The organism is Haloferax sp. ATB1, from assembly GCF_000730175.1.
The window spans coordinates 14,632-39,326 of sequence record NZ_JPES01000001.1 but is presented as its reverse complement, the minus strand read 5'-3'; the positions used below and the strand labels follow the sequence as shown (position 1 = coordinate 39,326).

The 24,695-nt window shown below is 64.7% G+C and carries 18 protein-coding genes and 2 pseudogenes; 6 read left to right on the top strand and 14 right to left on the bottom strand.

Going from position 1 to position 24,695, the window contains the following annotated elements; all coding sequences use genetic code 11:
• Together ATB1_RS00155 and xacR are read left to right on the top strand one after the other, a co-directional pair.
• The coding region (locus ATB1_RS00155; RefSeq protein ID WP_042661719.1) for an MATE family efflux transporter at nucleotides 1-1,237 on the top strand (1,237 nt) is incomplete at its 5' end.
• 614 nt (nucleotides 1,238-1,851) lie between these two features.
• Nucleotides 1,852-2,607 carry an HTH-type transcriptional regulator XacR gene (gene xacR, locus ATB1_RS00150; RefSeq protein WP_004972172.1) on the top strand — a complete coding sequence of 252 codons (756 nt, stop codon included), beginning with the start codon at nucleotides 1,852-1,854 and terminating at the stop codon, nucleotides 2,605-2,607.
• 318 nt (nucleotides 2,608-2,925) lie between these two features.
• Here the strand turns inward: xacR and ATB1_RS00145 are convergent, their stop codons facing one another.
• Nucleotides 2,926-4,374 (bottom strand): 2,5-dioxovalerate dehydrogenase, encoded by a 1,449-nt coding sequence (locus tag ATB1_RS00145; protein ID WP_042661718.1) that lies wholly within the window; start codon nucleotides 4,372-4,374, stop codon nucleotides 2,926-2,928.
• A gap of 180 nt (nucleotides 4,375-4,554) precedes the next feature.
• Between ATB1_RS00145 and ATB1_RS00140 the strand changes: the two are divergent.
• Nucleotides 4,555-5,791, top strand: a pseudogene (locus ATB1_RS00140) (xylonate dehydratase).
• A 356-nt stretch (nucleotides 5,792-6,147) separates the two neighbouring features.
• Here ATB1_RS00140 and xacK read toward each other — a convergent pair.
• The 6 genes and pseudogenes from xacK to ATB1_RS00110 all read right to left on the bottom strand — a co-directional run bounded on the left by xacK (nucleotide 6,148) and on the right by ATB1_RS00110 (nucleotide 12,771).
• Nucleotides 6,148-7,299: a xylose/arabinose ABC transporter ATP-binding protein XacK gene (gene xacK, locus ATB1_RS00135; RefSeq protein ID WP_042661717.1), complete on the bottom strand. Its 1,152-nt coding sequence runs from the start codon at nucleotides 7,297-7,299 to the stop codon at nucleotides 6,148-6,150.
• A 2-nt stretch (nucleotides 7,300-7,301) separates the two neighbouring features.
• Nucleotides 7,302-8,453, bottom strand: coding sequence for a xylose/arabinose ABC transporter ATP-binding protein XacJ (gene xacJ / locus ATB1_RS00130; protein WP_042661716.1), 1,152 nt, complete (start codon nucleotides 8,451-8,453; stop codon nucleotides 7,302-7,304).
• Between the two features lie 3 nt (nucleotides 8,454-8,456).
• Nucleotides 8,457-9,386, bottom strand: a complete 930-nt coding sequence (xacI, locus tag ATB1_RS00125; protein ID WP_042661715.1) for a xylose/arabinose ABC transporter permease XacI — start codon at nucleotides 9,384-9,386, stop codon at nucleotides 8,457-8,459.
• 2 nt (nucleotides 9,387-9,388) lie between these two features.
• A pseudogene (gene xacH / locus ATB1_RS00120) lies at nucleotides 9,389-10,343 on the bottom strand (xylose/arabinose ABC transporter permease XacH).
• Between the two features lie 56 nt (nucleotides 10,344-10,399).
• A complete protein-coding gene (locus tag ATB1_RS00115; protein ID WP_198526003.1) occupies nucleotides 10,400-11,710 on the bottom strand; it encodes an ABC transporter substrate-binding protein in 1,311 nt (436 codons plus the stop codon).
• A 296-nt stretch (nucleotides 11,711-12,006) separates the two neighbouring features.
• Entirely contained in the window at nucleotides 12,007-12,771 is a 765-nt protein-coding gene (locus tag ATB1_RS00110; RefSeq protein WP_042661713.1) for an L-arabinose 1-dehydrogenase, read from the bottom strand.
• A gap of 100 nt (nucleotides 12,772-12,871) precedes the next feature.
• Between ATB1_RS00110 and ATB1_RS00105 the strand changes: the two genes are divergently transcribed.
• Together ATB1_RS00105 and xacC are read left to right on the top strand one after the other, a co-directional pair.
• The gene (locus ATB1_RS00105) at nucleotides 12,872-13,633 is read left to right on the top strand and encodes an SDR family oxidoreductase (protein ID WP_198526002.1); all 762 of its coding nucleotides are present in this window, start codon (nucleotides 12,872-12,874) and stop codon (nucleotides 13,631-13,633) included.
• Nucleotides 13,634-13,711: 78 nt separating this feature from the next.
• Complete coding sequence (gene xacC / locus ATB1_RS00100; protein WP_042661712.1) at nucleotides 13,712-14,572, top strand: pentonolactonase XacC; 861 nt, start codon at nucleotides 13,712-13,714, stop codon at nucleotides 14,570-14,572.
• Between the two features lie 27 nt (nucleotides 14,573-14,599).
• Here the strand turns inward: xacC and ATB1_RS00095 are convergent, their stop codons facing one another.
• From ATB1_RS00095 to ATB1_RS00080, 4 genes are all read right to left on the bottom strand, one after another.
• A complete protein-coding gene (locus ATB1_RS00095; protein ID WP_042661711.1) occupies nucleotides 14,600-15,577 on the bottom strand; it encodes a D-xylose 1-dehydrogenase in 978 nt (325 codons plus the stop codon).
• A 60-nt stretch (nucleotides 15,578-15,637) separates the two neighbouring features.
• The gene (gfo6, locus tag ATB1_RS00090; protein ID WP_042661710.1) at nucleotides 15,638-16,762 is read right to left on the bottom strand and encodes a D-xylose 1-dehydrogenase Gfo6; all 1,125 of its coding nucleotides are present in this window, start codon (nucleotides 16,760-16,762) and stop codon (nucleotides 15,638-15,640) included.
• Entirely contained in the window at nucleotides 16,759-17,628 is an 870-nt protein-coding gene (locus tag ATB1_RS00085) for a fumarylacetoacetate hydrolase family protein (RefSeq protein ID WP_042661709.1), read from the bottom strand. Before ATB1_RS00085 ends, gfo6 begins: the two co-directional genes overlap by 4 nt.
• A 736-nt stretch (nucleotides 17,629-18,364) precedes the next feature.
• Nucleotides 18,365-19,138 carry an SDR family NAD(P)-dependent oxidoreductase gene (locus ATB1_RS00080; RefSeq protein WP_042661708.1) on the bottom strand — a complete coding sequence of 258 codons (774 nt, stop codon included), beginning with the start codon at nucleotides 19,136-19,138 and terminating at the stop codon, nucleotides 18,365-18,367.
• 98 nt (nucleotides 19,139-19,236) lie between these two features.
• Between ATB1_RS00080 and ATB1_RS00075 the strand changes: the two genes are divergently transcribed.
• Nucleotides 19,237-20,277, top strand: coding sequence for a zinc-binding dehydrogenase (locus ATB1_RS00075; RefSeq protein ID WP_042661707.1), 1,041 nt, complete (start codon nucleotides 19,237-19,239; stop codon nucleotides 20,275-20,277).
• Nucleotides 20,278-20,660: 383 nt separating this feature from the next.
• On the opposite strand, the gene ATB1_RS00070 is transcribed toward ATB1_RS00075, so the two are convergent.
• Genes ATB1_RS00070 through ATB1_RS00060 form a run of 3 tightly spaced genes read right to left on the bottom strand, consistent with a single transcriptional unit; the run spans nucleotide 20,661 to nucleotide 24,687 of the window.
• On the bottom strand, nucleotides 20,661-22,778 hold the full coding sequence (locus ATB1_RS00070; protein WP_042661706.1) for an ABC transporter ATP-binding protein: 2,118 nt from the start codon (nucleotides 22,776-22,778) through the stop codon (nucleotides 20,661-20,663).
• On the bottom strand, nucleotides 22,775-23,695 hold the full coding sequence (locus ATB1_RS00065) for an ABC transporter permease (protein WP_042661705.1): 921 nt from the start codon (nucleotides 23,693-23,695) through the stop codon (nucleotides 22,775-22,777). The genes ATB1_RS00070 and ATB1_RS00065 overlap by 4 nt, the downstream gene beginning before the upstream one ends.
• Nucleotides 23,692-24,687 carry an ABC transporter permease gene (locus ATB1_RS00060; RefSeq protein ID WP_042661704.1) on the bottom strand — a complete coding sequence of 332 codons (996 nt, stop codon included), beginning with the start codon at nucleotides 24,685-24,687 and terminating at the stop codon, nucleotides 23,692-23,694. Before ATB1_RS00060 ends, ATB1_RS00065 begins: the two co-directional genes overlap by 4 nt.
• Nucleotides 24,688-24,695: the final 8 nt, after the last annotated feature.

Sequence of the window (24,695 nt, the reverse complement as noted above, 5' to 3'; positions counted from 1 at the left end):
GCTCGCGGCCATCTCGTTCGCGTTCCCACTGGTGTTCCTGTTCCTCTCGCTGGGGCTGGGCCTCTCTATCGCCGGGAGCGTCCTCGTCGCCCAGCACACCGGCGCGGGCGAGTCGCTCGACGCGGAGCGGGCCGCGGCGCAGACGCTCACGTACACGACCATCGCGGCCGTCGGCGTCGGCGCTGTCGCCTACGTCGCGGTCGACGACGTGCTCGCGCTCATGGGCGCGTCACCCGCAGTCCTCCCGCTGGCGACCGCCTACATGCGCATCGTCTCGCTGGGGATGGTGTTCGTGTTCGCGTTCTACGCGTTCATCTCGCTCATGCGGGGCCGCGGCGACACCGTCACGCCCATGCTCGTCATGGCGGGGTCGGTCGCACTCAACGTCGTCCTCGACCCGGTGCTCGTCTTCGGGTGGTGGGGCGCGCCCGAACTCGGCATCCGCGGGGCGGCGATAGCGACGGTGTGTTGTCGCGGGCTGGCCGCCGTCGTGGGTGTGGGAGTCCTCCTCGACGGACGGCGCGGGCTCCGACTCCGACCGAGGCAGTTCGTCCCGAGCGCCACGGCCGCGAGGCGACTGTTCCGGCTCGGCCTGCCGACCGCCCTCGAAGAGACCGGACGGGCGGTCTCAATCAACCTCCTCTTGGCCGTCGTCGGGCTGTTTTCGACCGGCGTCGTCGCCGGCTACGGGGTCGGGACGCGCGTCTTCTCGGTCGTCGTCCTCCCGACGGTCGCGTTCGCGAGCGCGGTCGAAACGATGACGGGACAAAACCTCGGCGCGGGAGCGGCCGACCGTGCGACGGCGACCAACCGCTTCGCCGCGGTGTTCCTGTTCGGCGTCATGAGCGCCTGCGGCGTCGTCATCTGGATCGCCGCCCGTCCGCTCGTCGGCCTGTTCGCAACCGACGCGACCGTCGTCGACGCCGGCGTTTCCTTCCTCCGAACGATTGCCCCCTCGTTCGGATTCGTCGGACTGATGCGGGTGTTCACCGGCGGGCTTCGGGGGGCGGGGCGGACGACAGCGGCGTCGCTCATCGTCATCCTTGCGCTCGGCGTCGTGCGGATTCCGGCCGCGCTGTGGGGGGCGAACGCCGTCGGTCCCGGTGGTATCTGGGTCGCGTTCGCCGCCTCGAACGTCGTCGGCGGCGGTGGCGCATCGCTGTGGTTCTACCGGACCGTCCGGCGGCACTCACTCACTCGAAGCGGTGTGAGGGGGGCCGCGGCCGGCGACGACTGACGCCCGCGGGGCGGCCGAGGGCTCCTTCGATGAAATTTCAGATTTAATATACATTAAGTGGAAATATCTGATATATTCACGCAGTACGGACAGACGAAGCTATCGGGGGATTCACTTGCGGCCCAGACATTCAGTAGATGCCAGTTTCGGCGACAAGAACGATTATTCAGGGATAAGTGAACGGAAATCGAGTTATCTTAATATATCTGATATTTTATATAATCTATGTAAAATCTCATATGATTTTGCTCAGTGATTGGGATAAGCGACGGTGAGGTACCGACTGGTCGAGACGGCCACCCGGGCGCGCCGAGGAGACGACCGCCGGGCAAGCTCTACACCCATGCCAAGAACTATCATGCACCAGTACGACGTTACGTGTGGTCGGCACGAGCGGTCCGACCGTGTGACGTGTCAGTCATACCAGTACGCGCGAGTCGGCAGCGGGCGCCGTGACAAGTCCAACTCATGAACGCCCACCGCCGACTCTCGCGCTACGCTCAGCATCAACCATCGAAAGCGGTTTTCCGAGTCGAACGGGACGCCTTTCTGCGACTCGGCGTCACCGTTCTCCGGACCAGAACACTTATTCAGATACTTGACAACGAGTAGCTATGGACGCCAAACATCCGGTGCGAACCACCGAGAAGACACTGGCGCTCGTCGAGGAGTTGATGGAGAAAGGACCCTGTGGGGTCACGGAGTTAGCGAGCGACCTCGACATGGGAAAGAGCGCGGTCCACAACCACCTGACGACCCTCCAGAAACACGGGTACGTCCTCAAGGACGGCGACGACTACCGCGTCGGGCTGAAGTTCCTCGAAGTCGGCGGTCACAGTCGGAAGTCGATGGAGGTGTATCAGGTCGCCGAACCCGAGGTCAAATCGCTCGCCGCCGATACGGGTGAACTCGCCAACCTGCTCGTCGAAGAACAGGGGATGGGCGTCTACCTGATGCGGGCGAAAGGCGACGACGCCGTCGACCTCGACACCTACGCGGGCCTCCGAACGAACCTGCACACGACCGCCCTCGGGAAGGCGATTCTCGCGAACCTCCCGGAGTCCCGGGTGGACGAGATAATCGAACGCCACGGTCTCGAACAGAAGACGCCGAAGAGCATCGGCACGCGACAGGAGCTGTTTCAGGTGCTCGAAGCGGTCCGCGAGCGAGGCTATGCCATCGACGACGGCGAGCGCCTCGAAGGGCTGCGCTGTCTCGCGGCACCCATCAAATCGTCCTCCGGCGAGGTGCTCGGAGCCATCAGCGTCTCGGCACCCGCCAGCCGGGTCAGCGACGAAGATCTCCACGGGTCGCTCCCCGAACGCGTCCTGAGCGCGGCGAACGTCGTCGAACTCAACATCAACTACTGATACCCCTGTTCTCCATCTCGGAACAGGACGCGAGCCACTCGAATTCTCTATGTAGAACCGTGTTAACACAGCTCTCGGCGCGTGATTACAACTGAAAATTACACAGCTAGACATGTAACACCTACTGTGACCACCCGTAGAACTTCATTCTGTTATAGAGAATCTGGTTTGAGGCGGACTGAGCCAACAGTATCGGCCGGGAGAGAGTGCAGGTGACGGGAGAGGAGAGGAGAGGAGAGGAGAGGAGAGAAGAAAAGACGACAAAAAACGAGACGATGGCAGCCGGTCGCGGTCGCATCGACGGCCGCAGGGAGCCGCTCAGTAGTTGTCGTAGACGGTCTTCTCGATGGTGTAGAAGTCGAGACCCGCGTCGCCCTGCTCGCGCCACGTCTCGGAGGACGAGCGCTTGAACCCGCCGAAGGGGACGTGGAGTTCGAGGCCGGTCGTCTTGTCGTTGACCTTCACGACGCCGGCTTCGGCCTCGTCGACGAAGCGGTTCGCCTCGGTGTGGTCGTCGGTGACGACGCTGGCCGACAGGCCGTAGTCGACGTCGTTCGCGACCGCCAGCCCCTCGTCGAAGTCACTCACTTCGATGACGGCGACGACCGGGCCGAAGACCTCCTCCTGTGCGATACGCATGTCGGGGTCGACGTCGGTGAACACCGTCGGCTCGACGAAGTGGCCCGTCTCGACTTCCTCGCCCTCGGGGACGCCGCCGCCGGCGACGAGGGTCGCGCCCTCGCCCTCGGCGATGTCGATGTATTCCAGCGTCGAGGAGAGTTCGGACTCGCTGACCTGCGGGCCCATCTCGTGGTCGGTTCCGGGGCCGACGTCGAGGGACTCCGCGCGGTCGACGAGTTCGGCGACGAAGTCGTCGTACACGTCCTCGTGGACGATAGCGCGGGAACAGGCCGTACAGGACTGGCCGGTGGTGCCGAACCCGCCGTTAGCGACGATGTCGGCGGCCTCGGCGGGGTCAGCCGAGTCGGCGACGAGCGTCGGGTTCTTCCCGCCGAGTTCGGTCTGAACGCGCTTACCGGCGTCTGTGGCCTGCTCGTAGACCATCTCGCCGACCTGACTGCTGCCGGTGAACGAGACGAGGTCCGTGCCCTCGTTGCCGATGAACTCGCTGCCGACCGAGCTACCGGGCCCGGTGACGACGTTGAGGACGCCGTCCGGAAGGCCGGCCTCGTCGAGCGCGCGGGCGATTTCGATGACGACGCCGGGCGCGATGGAGGCGGGCTTCAGGACGACGGTGTTGCCGGCGGCGAGCGCCGGGGCGAGCTTCCACGCCGGGATGGCGATGGGGTAGTTCCACGGCGTGATGAGCGCCGCGACGCCGACGGGCTCTTGGCGCGTGTAGAGGTTCGTGTTCGGTCCGCTCGCACCCTTCTTCGTGCCGCCGAGGTCGGCGGCCTTCGTCGAGAAGTAGTGGAAGATGTCGATAGCGCGCTGTACCTCGCCCGCCGCTTCGGGCCGCGCCTTCCCCTCCTCGGCGATGAGAATCTCCGTCAGTTCGTCCTTCCGCTGGGCGAGGAGCGTTCCCGCCTCGCGGAGGATGCGCCCGCGCTCGGGGCCGGGCGTGTTTCGCCACTCGTCTTCGGCCGCTACGGCGGCGTCGACGGCCGCCGCAGCGTCGTTCTCGTTCGAGTGCTGGTACGTCGCGACTACCTCGCTCGGGTTCGCGGGGTTCGTCACCTCGGCCGTCTCGCCGGTCTCGGAGGCGACCCACTCACCGTTGACGTAGTTTTTACTGGGTTCCGTCATCGGTCGTGTGTTCTCTCTTCCGACATACAATTCTTGCGAAATTGTCACCATTTGTAAGCCGCGGGCGAGGGTCGGTTCTCGGAGGACAGCGACGGTGAGTGCTCGGAGCGTACACGCGAACTGAGCGACGAACTACCAACCCACACACTTTTGTAGTGGCTTTCGAGATATACGTGCGCAATGGTTGAGCAAGCGAAGCTTAGCGACCCGAACGCGGAGTACACGATGCGCGACCTGTCCGCGGAGACGATGGATATCACGAATCCGCGAGGCGGCGTCCGCGACGCCGAAATCACGGACGTACAGACGACAATGGTCGACGGGAACTACCCGTGGATTCTCGTCCGCGTCTACACCGACGCGGGCGTCGTCGGCACCGGCGAGGCCTACTGGGGCGGCGGCGACACCGCCATCATCGAGCGGATGAAACCGTTCCTCGTCGGCGAGAACCCCCTCGACATCGACCGCCTCTACGAGCACCTCGTCCAGAAGATGTCCGGCGAGGGCTCGGTTTCGGGCAAGGTCATCTCCGCCATCTCGGGCATCGAAATCGCGCTTCACGACGTCGCCGGGAAGCTCCTCGACGTGCCTGCCTACCAGCTCGTCGGCGGGAAGTACCGCGACGAGGTGCGCGTCTACTGCGCTCCACACCGAAGACGAGGCCAACCCGCAGGCCTGCGCCGAGGAGGGCGTCCGCGTGGTCGAGGAACTCGGCTACGACGCCATCAAGTTCGACCTCGACGTGCCCTCGGGTCACGAGAAGGACCGAGCGAACCGCCACCTCCGCAACCCCGAAATCGACCACAAGGTCGAAATCGTCGAGGCCGTCACCGAAGCCGTCGGCGACCGCGCCGACGTCGCGTTCGACTGCCACTGGTCGTTCACCGGCGGGAGCGCAAAGCGCCTCGCGTCCGAACTGGAAGACTACGACGTGTGGTGGCTCGAGGACCCCGTGCCGCCGGAGAACCACGACGTGCAGAAGCTCGTGACCCAGTCCACGACGACGCCCATCGCGGTCGGCGAGAACGTCTACCGGAAGTTCGGCCAGCGGACGCTGCTCGAACCGCAGGCGGTGGACATCATCGCGCCCGACCTGCCCCGCGTCGGCGGCATGCGCGAGACGCGGAAGATTGCCGACCTCGCGGACATGTACTACATCCCCGTGGCGATGCACAACGTCTCGTCGCCCATCGGGACGATGGCCTCCGCGCAGGTCGCCGCGGCCATCCCCAACTCGCTTGCCCTCGAGTACCACTCCTACCAGCTCGGCTGGTGGGAGGACCTCGTCGAGGAGGACGACCTGATTCAGGAGGGTCGCATGGAGATTCCCGAGAAGCCCGGCCTCGGGCTGACGCTCGACCTCGACGCCGTCGGAGAACACATGGTCGAAGGAGAGACGCTCTTCGACGAGGAGTAAACGAACGAGACTGTCCCACAGCGGCCGTATCAGCCTGACATAACACACCGACTGGACGCGATACGCGACACCGCAGCCGAGAGATGTGAGCGTCTCACCGCTCGCGACGCGTCCGCCGCGGCCGCCTTTTACTCGCAGTCGTTCGATACCGGAGCGACGCGGTTCGCGTAGCAGCGACCGTGCTGATAGGAAACGAGTCCTGACTACCGGAGCAGCGCTTGCGAACAGAAGACGAGAGAAGGTGCGGATGGTCAGTCCGAAGAGTAGTGTGGATGGTCAGTCCGAGGAGGTGGGGTGCCTGGAGGGCCCGCAAGGGGTGAAAGAACGGACGGCGACAGCGCGTGTCGGCCGGGTCGTCAGTCGGAGATGAACGCGCCGATGGCGCGGTTCGACGGGAGCTCTCGGTTCTTCAGCGCGTTGCCGGTCTCCCCGTCGAACAGGTGAATCGCGTCCTCTGGGAACGAGACGGTCGTGTGGTCGCCCGATTCGACCCTCGACCGCCCGGTGGTGGTCGCGGTGAACCGAGCCCCCTCGTGGTCTTCGGCGAACCGCAGGTGGACGGTGTTCTCGTTGCCCTGCGGCTCGACGACGACGACTTCGGCGTCGAAGGTTCGGTCGCCGGAGCGCCGCTCGCCGACCGCGATATCCTCGGGTCGGATGCCGAACGTGAGGTCGCTCGCGTCGCCGAGCTGCTCTCTGGTCGCGTCCGAAAGCGGGTAGTCGAAGCCGTCGCCGCGGAAGGTGTCGCCCGAAAGCGAGCCGTCGAAGAAGTTCATCGACGGCTCGCCGATGAAGCCCGCGACGAACAGGTTGTTCGGCCGGTGGTAGCAGTCCAGCGGCGTCCCGACCTGCTGGAGTTCGCCGTCGGCGAGGACGGCGACGCGGTCGCCCATCGTCATCGCCTCGGTCTGGTCGTGGGTGACGTAGATGGTGGTGACGCCGAGTTCATCCTGCAAGCGCTGGAGTTCGGTCCGCATCTCCGCCCGGAGCTTCGCGTCCAAGTTGGACAGCGGTTCGTCCATCAGGAACACCTCGGGGTCGCGGACGATGGCGCGCCCCAAGGCGACGCGCTGTTGCTGGCCGCCCGAAAGCTGTCTCGGCTTGCGGTCGAGCAGGTCGGAGATGCCGAGCATATCGGTCGTCTCCTCGACCCGCTGGCGTATCTCGTCGTCCGGCAGGTCGGTCGATTCTTCGAGGCCGAACGACATGTTGCCGCGGACGCTCTTGTGCGGGTACAGCGCGTACGACTGGAACACCATCGCGATGTCCCGGTCCTGCGCGGACACGTCGTTGAGGACGCGGTCTTCGAGTCGGAGTTCGCCCTCGGTGACGGTTTCGAGTCCCGCCATCATCCGGAGCGTCGTCGATTTCCCGCACCCCGAGGGACCGACGAGCACGAGGAACTCCCCGTCGTCGATGTCGAGCGATATCTCTTCGACGGCGACGATGTCGCCGCCGCCGTCGTCGGTGTAAACCTTCGTTACGTCGTCGAGTGTTAATCGTGCCATGGCTACTGTTCGAGTTCCGTGAGGTCGGCTTCCTGATCGTGACGGCGGTTGTGCACCGCGGTTCCGGTCTCCGCGTCGAACACGTGAATCGTGTCCGGCGGAATCGTCACCGTGACGCGGTCGCCCCGCGTGACGAGGTGCATCCCCTCCGTGACCACCTGTAGGGCGTCGTCGTCGGAGGGTTGGTCCGGGTGCGAGAGGTGGAGGACGTTCTGGTCGCCGTGGGGTTCGACGACAGTCACGTCCATCTGGAGTTCGTGATCGCCGAGCGCGGCGTCGTCAGAGGCCGCGTCGGCGACCTCGATGTCTTCGGGGCGCACCCCCAAGACGAGGTCGTCGCGGTCGCCGACGGACTCCATCACGTCCTCGTCGAGCGGGTACGAGAAGTGCTCGCCGACGAACGTCGACTCCGAGCGCGTCCCGTGGACGAGGTTTATCATCGGCTCACCGATGAACTCCGCGACGAACAGGTTGTTCGGGCGGTGGTAGCACTCGAACGGAGAGGCGACCTGCTGGAGTTCGCCGTCGTCCATGACGGCGATGCGGTCGGCCATCGTCATCGCCTCGGTCTGGTTGTGGGTGACGTAGACGGTCGTGACGGCGAGTTGGTCCTGCAGATTCTGGAGTTCGGTCCGCATCTCCGCCCGGAGTTTGGCGTCCAAGTTGGACAGCGGCTCGTCCATCAGGAACACTTCGGGGTCGCGCACGATAGCGCGGCCGAGTGCGACCCGCTGTTGCTGACCGCCCGAGAGTTCGTCGGGCTTGCGGTCGAGCAGCTCGGCGATGCCGAGCGTCTCCGCGACTTCGACGACGCGCTCGTCGCGCTCCGCAGACGTGTATCCCTCCTCTTCTTCCAGCCCGAACCGGATGTTCTGCCGGACGGTCATGTGGGGGTACAGCGCGTAGTCCTGGAACACCATCGCGATGTCGCGGTTCTGCGGGACGCGGTAGTTCATGTGGTCCCCGCCGATGTAGATGTCCCCGCTGGTCGGGGTCTCCAGGCCGGCGAGCATCCGGAGCGTCGTCGACTTCCCACAACCCGAGGGACCGACGAGCACGAGGAACTCCTCGTCGGCGATGTCGAGCGAGAGGTCGTCGACGGCGACCGTGTCGCCGAAGCGCTTCGTCAGGTCGGTGAGTTGAATCTGTCCCATAGCTTAGGCCTCCGTGCGAAGTCCCTTGGCGAACTGCTCGGCGAACGCGACGTACAGGATGAGCGTCGGAACCGCCGCGAGGAACGCCGCGGACATCCTGATACCGAAGTCGATGCCGGAGGTCGACGCCCCGATTGCGGGCAGCACCAGCGTGACCGGTGCCGCGGGCGCGTCGGACCCGGTGACCAGCGTGAACGCGAAGAGGAACTCGTTGTAAATCTGCGTGAACTGGTAGATGAACACGACGCCGAACATCGGCTTCGAGATGGGCAGGATGATGCGCCGGTAAATCTTCGTGATGCTCGCGCCGTCGATTTTACCGGCCTCCACGAGCGAGTTCGGGAGGCTCTGGTAGTACGACCGGAACAGTATCGTACAGATGGGAATCCCGTAGGCGATGTGGGTGATGACGAGCGGTACGAGGTCGGCGTGGTACCCCTGGAAGAAGGGTATCGACGCCACCATCGGCTCTATCATCCGCGCGAGCGGGAAGATGTTGTTCCAGAAGCGCGCGAGCGGGACCAACACGGCCTGATACGGGACGAAGACGCCGATGACGAACAGCATCAGCATGCCCATCTGAGCCCGCCAGTTGACCATCGTGAGGCCGTAGGCGGCCATGCTCCCGAACAGGACGCTGCCGATGGTCGCCGGAATCGACATGACGAGCGAGTTGAAGAACGACCCCGAGAGCTGTTCGAGGGCGAACTGGATGTTCCCGAGGGTAAAGCCCTCGCTGGCCGGCGGCGCGAAGGGGAGCGAGCGGGCAACCGACTCGTTCGTCTTGATGGCGGTCATGATTCCCGTCTCTAACGGGACGAGGAAGAAGCCGAGGAAGAACACGACGAGCGCGTACTGGGCGACGCGCCGGAGGTTCACGTCCTCGACGAGCGATGCGACGTCGAAGCTGCCTGTGGGTGACGACTGTGACATGGTCAGAGACTCCCCTGTTTGTACTGGTAGTAGAGGTACGGTCCGATGACGCCGAGCGCCATGACGAGGAGCATGGTCGCGATGGCGGCCGAGTAGGCCCACTCACCGAACTTGAACGCGCGGCGCACCATGAGCGTCGCCAGGATGTCCGTCCCGTTCGGCGGGCGGTAGCGGCCGACGAGAGCGTACAGGAAGGTGAAGGCCTTCAGCGCGAACACCATCAGCACGACGGCCGCGCTGACGGACGCCTCTTTCAGTTGCGGGACGATGATGCGGAGGTAGGTCCGAGTGATGCGTCGCGCCGTCGACGCGGGCGGCCTCGAACTGGTCGTCGGGAATCGACTGGAGCCCCGCGAGGTAGACGACCATCGTGTACCCGCTGAACTGCCAGATGAGGGCGAATATCACCGCACCGAGCGCGATTGATGGATTCCCCAGCCAGTCCACCGGATTGAACCCGAGTGTCGTCACAACGAGGTTGAGGATGCCGCTTTCGACGTTGAACATCCAGAGCCACAGTTGTGCGGTGACGACGAACGACAGGCTCATCGGGAGGAGATAGACTGTCTGGAACTTCTCGGAAAAGCGGATGCCGTGGTCCAACAGGATTGCGAGGAACAGACCGAGCACCAGACAGATTGTGGTAAAGCCTACGAGGAGGACCAAGTTGTTCTGCGCGGCGGCGATGAACGCGTCGCTCGACAGCGCCTGGGCGTACATCTCCAGGTCGAGAGCGGAGTAATCGGGGGTTCCGAGGCCCTCGTAATCCGTAAACGAGATTGCGAAGTTGTAGCCGATGCCACCGTAGACGGCGATGCTCATGAGGACGAACGGGATTCCCCAGTACGGCGCGGAGCGAACGAAGTCGCTGTTGAGGAAATACTGGAGCTTCGACTCCCACCCGACCGCCTCGTCGGGCGCGTCGGAGACGTGCTCCGTGTTATCGTGTGTGGCCATGGATATACCTATATTTTATTTGTTGAGTGATAAAGGTGTAGTTTCGGCCGAAGGCGTTACTCCGAGACCGCTTCGATGAGCGCGTCGGCGGTGGCTTCGACCTTGAACGGCCCCATGAAGTTGTCGCCGAAGGCGGTCTTACACGCGCCCATCGTCTTGGGCGTGACGGCGAGTCCGTGGGCGATGGTCGGCGGGTACGCCTCCGAGTCGGTGAGGTCCTCGTAGGTCATCGCGAGGAAGTCGGTCAGTTCGCTCGGGTCGATGTCGGTGCGGAGCGGAACCGACCCCTTGGGGTTGTTGAAGGCGATTTGGGCCTTCTTCGTGCCGACGAACTTCTGCCACGCGATGGTCTCCTCGCGGCTCGGGTTGTTGCTCGGCGCGACGATGGAGTCCACGTGGTAGAAGTAGATACCTTCCGTGCCCGGGAACGGTATCCAGTCCCACTGCTCTTTGTAGTTGAAGCTGTCGTCGGCGCGGAACATGCCGTACACCCAGTTCCCCTGGTGGATGGTGGCCGCGTTCCCCGAGATGACCTTCTGGCCCGCCGTCGTGAAGCTGATGGACGAGGCGTCGGCGGTGATGTAGTTCTCGTTGATAGTCTTCAGCGCCTCGAGCGCCTCGACGACGGCCGCCCTGTCGGGGTTGCCCTCGATGAAGTTCATGTACGCGTCGACGCCGCTTTGGCTCGTCAGAATCTGCGCCCAGAGCTGGAGGTTCGTCCACGGCGCGACCATCGCCTGCGCCATCGGCGTCACGTCCGTGTTCTGGTCGATGGTTTCGAGCGCGTCGAGGAGTGCGTCGACGCTGTCGAGGCTCGACGCGTCGATGCCGGCCTCCTCGAAGACGGCGGTGTTGTAAAACAGGTTGTTCATCCGGTGGGACCCGAGCGGGACCGCCGGCATCTTGTCGTTGAACTTACACAGTTCGACCGCGCGGGCCTGCATGGTGTCTTTGAACCCTTCGGCGTCCCACACGTCGGCTTCGAGGTCCATCAGCGCGCCCGAGTACCGTTCGAGGTTCTTCCCCGGCCAGTTGGCGAACGAACTCATCGGGTTGTTGTTCGCGAGCCGTCGGAGAATCGTCGCGTTGAGGTTCACGTTCGCGCTCGCCCCGACCGCCTGGAAGTTCGTATCCATCTCGGGGTGCTCTTCCTCGAAGGCCTCGATGAGCGCGGTGACCGCCGCCTCGCCGTCGCCGCCGGCCCAGCCGTGAAGCACTTCGAGCTGTGAGTCCCACGTACTGCCTGAACTGTCCCCACCGGTCTCGGTGTCGCCGCCGGAGCCGTCGGAACCGCTCCCGCCCTCGGTGGTCTCGGTGTCGGAGCCGCCACCCCCGGTACATCCAGCGAGCCCGGCGGCGGCACCCACGGACAGGGCCTTCAGGTACTTTCGACGGTTCACACTTTCATCGCTACAGCCATGCTCAGCCATGTTGTACCCATGTTATCTTCCCTCATATATAGGTTGTGAATGACTGATGATGATATAAAAACTGGCGGGGTGAATCAACGCGTCTCAAGAATATTTCATATTCTATATTCTGAAAAATAATTCAAAACTGCGTTCGACGACCGAACCAACCGGCAAGCGGGGAGGGGCGACGTCAGTCGCGGCGTATCTCGCGACGGGTTGATTTCCCGCTCACGTTGCGCCTCAGTCGCCGCTCACTCCACGACAGTCGCCGAATTATCTCGCGGGCGGTAGCCGATGGCGCGCATCGTCTCCGTGAGCGAGAGATACCGGTCGTCGTTCGCGGAGACGAGGTTGACCGCGAGCGGCGAGTCGGGAAGCGGCGCCTCGACGGCCCGACGCATCCCCTGTGCGCAGTCGTCGGGACTAAGCCACATCGCGCGGACGTAGCGCGCGACCGCTTCTTCCTCGTCCATCTTCTCGCGGAGTTCCTCGGCCGTCAGGAGCCACCCGATACGGAGGTTGAGTACCTCCAGTCCGTGTCGGTCCGCGTAGTAGTTGCCCAGCGCCTCGCCGAACACCTTGCTCACCCCGTAGTACGAGTCGGGACGCGCCGGGTCCGACACGCCGACCGCCTCGGTGTCGGCGGCCAGCGTCTCCGGGCGGGCCGGGTCGGCGATGTTGTACATCTGGTGGACGTGGTTCGTGCTGGCGAAGACGAGTCGGTCGACATCGGCCGCCAGCGCCGCCTCGTAGACGTTGTACGTACCGCCGATGTTGACCTCGTAGACGCTGTCCCACGCTGCGTCGGGGTTCGGGTTGGCCGCGAGGTGAACGACGATATCGTGGCCCTCGAACGCTTCGGTCAGCGCGTCCTCGTCGCGCACGTCGAGAATGACGCTATCGAGACCCTCGCGTTCTCGGTGCGTGATAGGCGTCACGTCGTGGTCCGAGTCCAGCGTCTTGACCGTGACTCTCCCGACGTTGCCAGCCGCTCCAGTGACCGCAATACGTGCCATACCATGACAATCGACGGAAGTCTATTAAACGTGTTCCAAGCGTCCGTCGCCGGATTGCCACGGGGAAAACACGTATGCGACAGGGTCACAATCACGGTGTATGGTCGACCGACCAACCGCTTTGGAAGACCCGCTCGACGGGCGGACAGCGCTCGTCACGGGAGCGAGTTCGGGAATCGGCGCGGCGACCGCGCGCGTGCTCGCCGAAGACGGCGCGGACGTGTGTCTCGCCGCCCGCAGAGTCGAGCGACTGGAATCGCTCGCGGACGAGATTCGCGCGGCGACGGACGCCGCCGTGAGCGTCGTGCCGACCGACGTGACCGACTCCGACGCGGTCCGGGCGCTCGTCGACGCGACCGTCGAACGGTTCGGCTCGCTCGACATCGTCGTCTGCAACGCCGGCCTCGGCGTCGACAAACCGGTCGCGGAACTCACCGACGAGGAGTACCGGCTGATGACCGGCGTCAACGTCGACGGGATGTTCTACACGGCGAGAGAGGCGATTCCGCACCTCGTGGAGTCGGAGGGCAATATCGTCTTCCTCGGGAGCATGTCCGGGAACCATCCGCGGCCCCACAACCCGGTGTACGCCGCGACGAAGTGGTGGGTCCGCGGGTTCGCGTCGAGCCTGCAGGGGTCCATCGGCGAGGAGAACGTCGGCGTGACCTGCGTCAACCCGACCGAGGTCAGGACCGAATTCGGCTCCGAGAGCGGCGAGACGCAGGCGGAGTCGTTCGACGAGGGAGAGGTGACGGAGGCGATAGAAGTCGCCGACGCCATCGCCTACGCGGTCCGCCAGCGGTCGCCGAACACAGTGCTCTCGCTCGACCTCTACCGGCGAGACAAGATATCGCACTTCTGAAGGCGACGCCGGAAGTGGCGGCGACCCCCCACGACCTCGGGGGAAGCGTATTTTGCGGTCGGTTGCGAACGAACGGCCATGACCGTCACACGAGTGGTCGACACGTCGTGCCGACTCGGCGAGGGGCCGGTCTGGCACCCCGACGAAAAGCGGCTGTACTGGGTAGACATCGAAAGCGGACGGCTCCACCGCTACGACCCCGAGACGGGAGCACACGACTGTCCCGTCGAAACGTCGGTCATTGCCGGCGTGACGATTCAGCGCGACGGGTCGCTCTTAGCGTTCATGGACCGCGGCCGCGTCGGGCGCGTCGTCGACGGCGAACTCACGGGAGTGACCGAAATCGTCGACTCGCCGACTCGGTTCAACGACGTTATCGCCGACCCCGCCGGGCGGGTGTTCTGCGGGACGATGCCGACGGAATCCGGGGACGGACGGCTGTTCCGTCTCGACACCGACGGGACGGTGACGACGGTCGAGACCGGCGTCGGCATCCCGAACGGGATGGGCTTCACCCGTGACCGCGAGCGATTCTACTTCACGGAAACGGAGGCACACACCATCTATCGGTACGCCTACGACGAGGAGTCGGGAGCCGTCTCGGACCGCGAGCGGTTCGTCGAATCGCCGGCGACGCCCGGATTGCCGGACGGCATGACGGTGGATTCGGCGGGCAACATCTGGTCGGCCCGCTGGGAAGGAAGCTGTGTGGTCAGGTACGACACCGACGGAACCGAACTCGACCGGTTCGACGTGCCGACGGAGAAAGTGACGAGCGTCGCCTTCGGCGGGGCCGACCTCGATTCGCTCTACGTGACGACCGCCGGCGGCGACCCGGACGGCGGAGCAGGCGACGACGAGGACGCGGGTGCGCTGTTCCGTCTCGACGTAGCGGCGTCCGGTCGCCCCGAGTTTCGCTCTGACGTTCGGCTGGACTGAGCCGAAACGGACAGCGGACGCAGGCGGTCAGTTCAGGTCGACCGTGCGCCCGCTGTCGGCGCTCTCGTAAACCGCGTCGATGGTCCGCATGAGGTCGACTGACTCCTCGCGGTCGATTCGCGGCATCTCGCCGGTCTCGACGGCGCGGGCGAACGCCTCGACCTCGCTGCGGTAGTTGTCTATCGGGTCGAACGTCTCCGTGACGACCCGGCCGTCCGTGGCGTAGGTGAGTTCGGCAGACGCCGTCGGTTCGATGTTGAACGCGGTCTTCGCCTCCAGCCAGCCGTCGGTGGTCTGGACGCGGTAGTACTGCGTCTCGGGCGTGTCGAACGACGATTCGACGCTGGCGGTCGCGCCGGAGTCGTACTCCAAGACGCCCGACATCCGCGTGTCGACGCCGCAGTCGCGCGTGTCGGTCGTGGTCGCGTACACCCGGTCGGGCGTCCCGAGGAAGAGCCGCGCCGCGCTGATGGCGTAACAGCCGACGTCCATGACGCTCCCGCCGGCGAGGTCGGGTTCGATGCGGATGTTCTCGGCCCCGTCGGGCAGGCGGAACGAGAAGTTCGAGGTGACCGAGACGACTTCGCCGAGTTCCGACGCGACGAGTTCGGCGGCCCGCTCGGTCCGCGGGTGGAAGCGATACATGAACCCCTCCATCAGCGTGACGCCCGCGTCCTCGCAGTAGTCGAAGACGGCGGCCGTCTCGTCGGCGCTGGCGGTCAGCGGCTTCTCGCAGAGCACGTGCAGACCGTGGTCGGCGGCCGCCCGAACCCAGTCGGCGTGGAGGCTGTTGGGAAGCGGGATGTAGACCGCGTCGAGAGAGTCGTCGGCCAGCAGCGCCTCGTAACTGCCGTACGCGGTGGGAATGCCGACCTCGTCGGCGACTGCGCTCGCCCGTGCCTCGTCGCGGGACGCGATGGCCGCCGCCGTGTGGTCGCTCGCCTGAATCGCCGGAATCACCGATTCGATGCCGATACCTGCGGTGCCGAGGATACCAAACTGCATGCGGGGAGGTGCGGCGACCCCGATAATAAAACTCCGGGCGAAAACGCGTCGAATCGGGGCTTACGCCTCGTCGGAGGCGGAGTCGGAGTCGACATCAGCGTCAACGGCGACGTCGGTGCCGCGCTCCGCCGCGGCGTAAATCGCGTCCATCGCGCGCATGTCCACGAGCGCGTGGTCGCCGTCGGGTTCGAGGTCGGTCTCCGTCAGGAGGCGGGAGGCGAAGTAGTCGAACTCCTCGGTCATCTGGTTCACCTGCTCGAAGTCGTACTCGGCGGATTGAGTGCCCCACGACAGCCGGAAACCGCGTTGCTGGCGGTTGTAGAACGCGGGCTCGATTTCGAGTTCCCCCTCGGTGCCGGTCACCCGGAGGTGGCTCGACTGGTAGGCAGACTGGCTGGCGGTGCAGACCGCGAGCGTGCCGTCGTCGAAGTCGACGCCGAAGCTGACGTGTTCGTCGCCGACGGCCTCGAACGCCTCGTCGTCGACGCGGGCGCGCGCTCTGACGCGGACGGGGTCGGCGTCGAGGACGAACCGGGCGGTGTTCAGCGGGTAGAGCCCGATGTCCATGACGGTCGCGCCGCCGGAGAGTTCGGGGTCGAGCCGCCACTGGTCGGGGTTGGGGACGACCTCGTCGAGCAGGCGCTGGGACATGTGGCCGTGGACGAACACCGGCTCACCGATGACGCCGGCCTCGACGAGCTCGCGGGCGCGTCGGACGGCCGGTTCGGTCTGCATCCGATAGGCGACCATCAGGGGCACGTCGGCGCGGTCGCAGGCGGCGACGAGCTTCTCGGCCCGCTCAACCGACGCTTCGAGCGGTTTCTCGCAGAGGACCGCCTTCCCCAACTCGGCGGCGGTCTCGACGTACGGGAGATGTAACCCGTTCGGCGTGACGACGTACACCGCGTCATAGGCGTCGGCGGCGACGCCCTCGTGGAACTCGTCGTAGGTGAGCCCGTGGGTTATCGACTCGGCCAACTCCCTCGCGCCCTCGGCTTTCTCCTTCGAGCTACTGACGACGACCGTCGTCTCGCAGAACTCGGACTCCTCGACCGCTGGAATCGCCTCGTCGCGGGTCCACCAGCCGAGGCCGATCATGGCGAGCCTGACGGTGCCCGTCACGTCGTCGCCCTGCCAATCGCGGCGCGTGAATTCTTCGACGATGTCGGTGGGTGTGGTGGTCATACGGTGGTGACGCCGTTCGAGAGGGTACCGATGCCCTCGACGGTGATGTCGACGCGGTCGCCTTCTTGGAGGTCGAACGGCTGTTCGGGGACGAGCGAGGTGCCCGTGAGGATGACTGCCAGTTCGGGCACTGTGTTGTGGCGCGTGAAGTACGAGACGAGTTCCTCACAGCTACGGACCATCTCGCTGGTGTTGGTGGCGTCGTCGTAGATGACCTCGCCGTCGCGCTCGATGGTCATGCTCATCTCTAACTCGTGGGGGTCGTCGATGTCCTCCGGCGTGACCACGCACGGGCCGAGCGAACAACAGCGGTCGTAGACCTTCGCCTGCGGCAGGTACAGTGGATTTTCGCCCTCTATCGACCGACTGCTCACGTCGTTGCCAACAGTATAGCCGACGATTTCGCCGCGGCGCAGGACGATACCGAGTTCCGGTTCGGGGACGTCCCACTCGGAATCGTCTCTGACGCCGATAGCATCGCCCGGTTCGACAGTCCGAGAGGGCGTGGCTTTGAAGAAGATTTCCGGCCGGTCAGCGTCGTAGACGTCGTAGTACATGTCCGGCATGGAACTCTCCTCTTCGCGGGCCTGCTCGCTGATTTGGTAGGTGACGCCCGCCGCCCAGACTTCTTCGGCGTCGACCGGGACGGTCGCGTGCTCGTCGACGAACGCCTCGTCGACCACGTCGGCGGCTTCTGTGAGTTCGGCGGCGAGTCTGTCGATTGGTATTCGGGCGATACCGGCCACGCGAGCCAAATCCCCAAAGGTCCGGAGATCCTCGTCGGCGCTCGTGAGGTCGTACGTCGTGGAGTCGCGAGTTGCCGTGAGGCGGCGCTCTCCCGACACCTCTAGCTGGTGGTACTGCATTCAGTATGCTCATTGCCATCGATTGTTATAAAAGTACGTCCCGAAATGGACACCAACTGGCGGTGAGCGGCGGGGAATCGCGGGACGAGAGCGAGTTCGAGAGGGGATGGTATCCGAGCGATAGGGAGCCAACCGCCGACCGGTGGCCGCGACATGACCACCGAGGGCTCGGAACCGTCGTGCTGGCATCCGACAGGTGCGTTCTCATAGTCAGAACACGAGCGCGGAGAGACGGAACGTTCGGCGTTCACGATTTCAGCCGTTTCGGACGTGTTCCCACGGTCCTGCTGGCCCCCGAAGAGATACGTCTGCCAGAGACAGGAGAAATAGTTCCACTTTGCGTATGTATCGTTGACATTCAGCTCATCTTCGGCCTGGGCTCGACCGAATCCAAAAGTTCTCTATTACAGAACGGTGGGCATCGATATCGAACGGGAACGTGCGCAACTCAAGCGCTTGACGCTGGGCGGTCGCGGTCGGGATTACACAGGTACGCTTGTAATCTAGAAAGGCGGACGCCGGCGAAAGCGACCGGACTAGACGAGCGTCGAGGGGAGTCGTGACGCGAGACCGAGTGTGATTCCGCGTCTCATCCCCCGTTCTCCATTACAGAACACTTGTCAGGTCACCCTTCGGAACCGGCGGTGACCGCGCACCGAAGACAGCACGGGTGTTCCAGAGAACCCTCTCGGCCGGTGACGGGATGACGACGCGCGAGGAAGATACGGAGGGGCTGTCAGAAGGCGCTGTCCGCGAACCCGCCGTCGACGGTGATGACTTCACCAGTCACGAACGAAGACGCGTCGCTCGCGAGGAAGACCGCCGCGCCGACGATTTCCTCTCGCTCCGCGACCCGACCGAGCGGCGTTCGCTCGTCGATTCGCTCGCGCTTTTCGGTCCCCTCGGCGTAGGTGTCGGCGTTCTGCGGGGTGATGACGAAGCCCGGCGCGATGGCGTTGACGCGTATCTCGGGGGCGAGTTCCTTCGCGGACGCGCGGGTGAACGCCTCGACGCCGCCCTTCGCCGCCGAGTAGGCGGGGAGGTTCGCCATCGAGAGGCGCGCGGCCAAAGAGGAGATGTTGATAATCGACCCGCCGTCGGCGACGGCCGGGGCAAGTTCCTGCGTCACCCGACGGACGCCCCCGAGCGCGATGTCGGTGACGTGGTCCCAGGCGTCGTCGTCGATGTCGCGGACCGTCTCGCGGGAAATCGCGCCCTGCGAGGCGACGACCACGTCGATGCCGCCGAACTCCTCGACTGCGCGCTCGCGGACGCGCTCGAGCGAGGCCGGGTCGGTCACGTCGCACGTCTCCCGAACCGCGTTCGCCCCGAGTTCCTCGATTGCGTCGGCCGTCTCGTCGACCGCCGACTGGCGTCGGCTGGTTGCGAGTACGTCCGCGCCCTCGCTCGCGAATCCGAGAGCGATTGCCTGTCCGATGCCGCTTGTCCCGCCGACGACGACTACGCGCTTGTCGCTGACGGAGACTGGCGTATGCTCGTATGCGACCATGGTTCCAGTCCGCACGGTGCCGACATGATAGTTGCGGAACGCGCGATGGGAGTGCCGCATGCAATACGTTTTTACGGACCCGTGCCACATGTGGTCTCATGCGAGGACTTGCCAAAGTGGAGCGTAGCTCCGGCGCTATGGAGTTCGTCGAGCGACAGAAACCGGAGCCGGGCGCGGGAGAAGTGCTCGTAGAGGTCGACTACGCCGGCCTCTGCGGGAGTGACGCGGGCATCTACGAGTTCGAATCCGCCTTCGAGCGGATGGAGCTCCCGACCGTCATCGGCCACGAGTACGCCGGGCGCGTGGTCGAAGTCGGCGACGGCGTGACTGAGTTCGGCGTCGGCGACCGCGTGGTCGAACGCCCGATTCGGGGCTGCGGCGAGTGTTATCAGTGTCGCATCGGCGAGGAGAACGTCTGCCAGGACGCGGTCATCACCGGCGTCGACCACGACGGCGCTTACGAGCGGTTCATCGCCGTCCCGGAGCGCGCCCTCCACCCGATTCCGGACGACGTGGAACAGCGACACGCCGCGGTCGCAGAACCGACGAGCATCGCCGCGCGCGCCGTCATCGAGAACTCCCGCGTCGGGGCGGGCGACCGCGTGCTGGTCGAGGGGCCCGGCCCAATCGGTCTGCTCACGGCCCAAGTCGCGGCCGCGCAGGGCGGCACCGTCGTCGTCTCCGGCGTGGGACAGGACGCCGACTATCGGCTCCCGCTCGCGGAGGAACTCGGCTTCGAGACCGTCAACGTTGCCGACGACGACACCGAGGCGCGCCGCGAGCGACACACCGGCGGCGTCGGCTACGACGTGGTGTTCGACACGACCGGCCACCCCTCGGGACTCACGACGGCCGTCGACGAGGTCCGCAAGGGCGGCCAAATCGTCCTCGTTGGGCAGACCGGCGAGACCTCGATGCCCTACTCCCCGCTCGTCCGGGCCGAAATCGACCTGCAGTGTTCGTACGCCTCGATGTACGAGGACTTCGAGCGCTCCTTCCGCCTGATTCGCGACGGCGACGTGGACTGCGAGACGTTCGTCGACACTCGGTTTTCGCTGCTCGAAGCCGACGAGGCCTTCGAGACGTTCATCGAAGGCGGGACGTGCAAGCCGGTGTTCGACGTCTCTGAGTTGGCGTAAGGGAAGTTTCGGTCGATAGCAGTTCAAATCAGAGATAGAAATCCAAATATACTACAATATTATATTCGGTCGAAGACGGAAATTCAATCACTAAGACACGCCCATAGTACATATTTCGCGTTTTTAACCGTTCTAAATAGATAATCAACACATATTTTCTAATTTTCTTGGGGTGACTAGCTCACATTTGGATTCTGAAATTCCATCACATGCTTTTTGAGAGTATACGTCCAATAATTTGAAAACTGTTCGAATATTTTCTCCGGTATATTTTTCTATTTCATACAATATTGGTGTGCCGGTTCGAACCTCGGATCCGAATCGGGACGCGGCGCTACCGGGAGTCGCCAAAGAGACGAAGCGAGGAGAGTCGAAGGGCGGCGTCAGTCGCTGGCCGAGTCGCCGCTGGCCGGCGGCGAGAACTCAGGGTCCCCGTATTGAGAGTCCGAGCGGTCGTCGGCGAGGTCGTCTGCGGCGGGGGTCTCCCCGTCCGGGAAGTAGCACGCGGCGCGGTGCTCGCCGCTTCGGACGGTATCGAGTCCGGGTTCGCTCTCTCGGCACTCGTCTTCGGCCTTCGGGCACCGCGGGGCGAAGACGCATCCCGATGGGAGATCGACCGGGTCCGGTGGCTCGCCGTCGAGCAGAACGCGGTCGCGGTCGACCGTCGGGTCCTTCTCGGGGGCGGCCGCGAGGAGCGAGGTGGTGTACGGGTGTTTCGGCTCGGCCGCGATGGACTCGACGTCGCCCTCCTCGATGACCCGACCGAGGTACATAATCGCGAGTCGGTCCGACACCTGCACCAGACTGGCGAGGTCGTGAGAGATGTAGACGATACCGATGTCCTCTGTGTCCGCGAGTTCCCGAAGGAGATTCAGCAGGTTCACCTTCAACGACACGTCGAGCATCGACGCCGGCTCGTCGCAGATGAGGAAGTCTGGGTCGAGGACGAGCGCCTTGGCCACCGCGACGCGCTGGCGTTGGCCCCCCGATAGCTGGTGTGGGTATTGGTCGAGGAACTTCCGCGCAGGCGTGAGCCCGACTTTCTCCAGCGTCTCGATGATGGCCCGTTCGCGCTCCTCGGTCCGGTAGTCGTGGATAGTGAGCGGTTCGCCGACCAACTGCCGAACCGTCTGTCTCGGGTTGAGCGAGTCGAAGGGGTCCTGGAAGATTATCTGGACCTTCCGGCGGAACTCGCGCATGTTCCCGTCCGCGTAGTGCTCGTAGGGCTCGCCGTCGAAGACGAACTCGCCGCCGGTCGGCTGTTTCAGGAGCGCGATGGTCTCGCCGAGCGTCGACTTCCCACAGCCGGACTCCCCGGCGATGCCGAGGATTTCGGACCGCCGGACGCGCAGGGAAACGCCGTCGACGGCGCGGACGTAGTTCGGGTCGTTCCCCCTGAGTTGCTCCAAGAGCGGCTGGCTCTGCTCGTAGTACTTCTCGAGGCCGTCGGTTTCGAGAAGCACCTCGCCACGGTCCGATTCGTCGTGGCTGTCGGGGATGCCCCACGTCTCCGGGTCGGTGGCGTCACGCCGCATCTGGGCGGCTTTGGTGACGTGGTGGCACGCCGAGCGGTGGTTGCGGTTCGGCAGGTCGACGAGGTCCGGATGGGACGCCTCGCATTCCTCGGTCGCGAACGGACACCGGTCCTTGAAGACACAGGCGCTGGGTTCCTCGCTCAGGTTCGGCGGCGACCCCGGAATCGAGACGGGGTCTTGGTCGCCCTCCTCTATCTCCGGGAAGGAGTTCTTCAGCCCCATCGTGTAGGGGTTCGTGGGGTTCACGAGGACGTTGTCGACGCTTCCCTGCTCCATGGCTTTCCCGCCGTAGAGTATCGAAAGCTCGTCACACGTCTCGGCGATGACGCCGATTTCGTGGGTGATGAGCAGCAGCGAGCTGTCCATCCGGTCCTGTATCTCCAGAATCTTGTCGATAATCTTGTCCTGGACGATGACGTCGAGCCCCGTGGTCGGCTCGTCGGCGATGATGAGGTCAGGTTCGAGCGCGAGCGCCATCGCGATGGTCACGCGCTGGCGCATCCCCCCGGAGAACTCGTGGGGGTAGTCGTCGATGCGGTCGGGGTCGAGCCCGACGATTTCGAACAGTTCTCGGACTCGCGCGCGAGCCTTGTCGTCGGTGACGTTCCGATGGGTCTGAATCGCCTGCCGAATCTGCGCGCCGGTGGACATCACCGGGTCGAGCGAGTCCATCGCGCTCTGGGGGATGTAGGCGATGTCCTCCCAGAGCACGTCGCGACGCTCGCGCTCGCTGAGGCCGGTCAGGTCGCGGCCCTGGAATTCGATGCTGCCGGATTCGACGGAGCCGTTGCTGGGGAGGAGACCGAGAACGGCCTCGGCGAGCGTCGATTTCCCCGAGCCGGATTCGCCGGCGAGGCCGTAGTTGACGCCCTCGTCGATGCTGAACGACACGTCGTTGACGGCGTGGACGGTTCCGCTGTCGGTCGAGTACGTGACCGTGAGGTCTGTGATGTCGAGGAGGCTCATTGTTCGGTCTGAATCTCCGGGTTGATGACTTCTTCGTAGGCGCGTCCGATGAGGAACACCGAGGTGGTGATGGCCGCGATGCCGAGTGCGGGCGGGAGCACCCACCACCAAGCGACGCGCATGTTGCCCGATTCGAACACCTGTCGGAGCATCCGACCCCAACTCGTGACGGTCGGGTCGCCGAATCCGAGGAACGCCAGGCTGGCCTGCGCGGCGATGGCCCACGCGATGCCGTAGGCCGTGTAGAGGAAACCGATGGGGAGCACGTTCGGCGCGACGTGGTAGAGCATCGTCCGCAGGTCGCTCGCGCCGCTGGCGCGCGCCGACTTCACGAAGGTGCGCTCTCTGACGGAGAGGACCTCGGAGCGGACGACGCGCGCGGGCATCTTCCAGAGGAACGCGACGATGATGCCCGTCATGAGCCAGACGCTCGGCGTCACGAACGTCAGGAGCAACAGCGCCATCGGCGTGAACGGCAGGGAGAACGTAAGGTCTGTGAGACGCATGAGGACCTCGTCGACCCAGCCGCCGTAGTACCCGCTGACGAGCCCCACGAGAAAGCCGAGCGCGCCGGTCCCGATACCGCCGAACAGTCCGACGATGAACGTCGGTTGCGCACCGGCGAGGAACTGGCTCAGTACGTCTTTGCCGTAGGCAGTCGTCCCGAATGGGGCCGCACCGGTCGGTTCGGACAGCCGCAGCATCGAACCCGTGTCGTCGCGGACGGTGTGCTCGATGGGGTCGTGCGGGGCGAGCGCGGGCCCGAGGAGACCGAGGAAGACGAACGCGGCGACGATGACGACGCCCGCGAACGCGAGGCGGTCGCGCCGCAGGAACGTGAACTGGTCGCGGAGCGTCTCTGCGACCCCCTCGACGCGCTTTTTCAGTTCGGCTTCGGGCTTCGTCTCGGTGCTCACGCGGCACCACCTCCGCTGGTCGAGACGGTCGGGTCGAAGTAGGCGTACAGCACGTCGGCGACGAGGTTCGCCACGATGACCGCGAGCGCCATGATGAACACGGCCGCCTGCACCAGCGGGTAGTCCTGCTGTTGGATGGCGAGCACGAGTTCGCGGCCGATGCCGGGCCAGCCGAAGACGACTTCGAGCAGGATGAGTCCCTGGAATATCATCCCGAGACGCAGCGCGAAGTAGGTCAGAATCGGCAGCATGGAGTTCCGACCCGCCCGCGCGAGCTGCTGCATCTCCGAGAGCCCCTTCGCGCGGTGGAGCTTGAGGAACTCAGAGCCCCGCTTTTCGACGACGCCGTTGCGCGCCAACAGCAGGAAATCGCCGCTGTAGTACAGCACCGACACCGTAAACGGCAGGATGTAGTGGTGCAGGAAGTCGAGCGAGGCGAACGTCTCGACGTAGCCCTCCGGCGAGGCGCTGATAGAGCGCATCCCGAAGGCGGGCACCAGTTCGAGGTTGTACGCGAAGATGATGACGAACAGGATGCCCGTGATGAACACCGGCGTCGACCGGAGGAACGTCGTGGCGATGATGCTGAGCTTCTCCAGTTTGCTCCCGCGGTTCCAGCCGACGTACATCCCGAGCAGGGAACTCAGGACCGCCGTCGTCACTAACGCGGGGACGAGCAGGATGAGCGTGTTGACGAGCCGCGGGGCCAGTACCCCCCAGACGGGCTGGCTCCGCAGGATGGAGTAGCCGAACTGGAACAGCAGGATGCTCTGGAGGTAGCTGAGGTACTGCCGCCACATCGGCTGGTCAAGGCCGTACATCGCTCGAATCTCGGTGATTTGCTGCTGACTCAGGTTCCCCGCGGTGACGAGCGACTCGAACGGGCTCCCGGGAAGCAGCCGAAGGACGACGAAGATGACCGAGACGGCCACGAGGGTGAGCACGACGGAGATGGCGAGCCGCTTCGCGAGGAAGCGCTGGAACTCGCTCATGGTCGGGC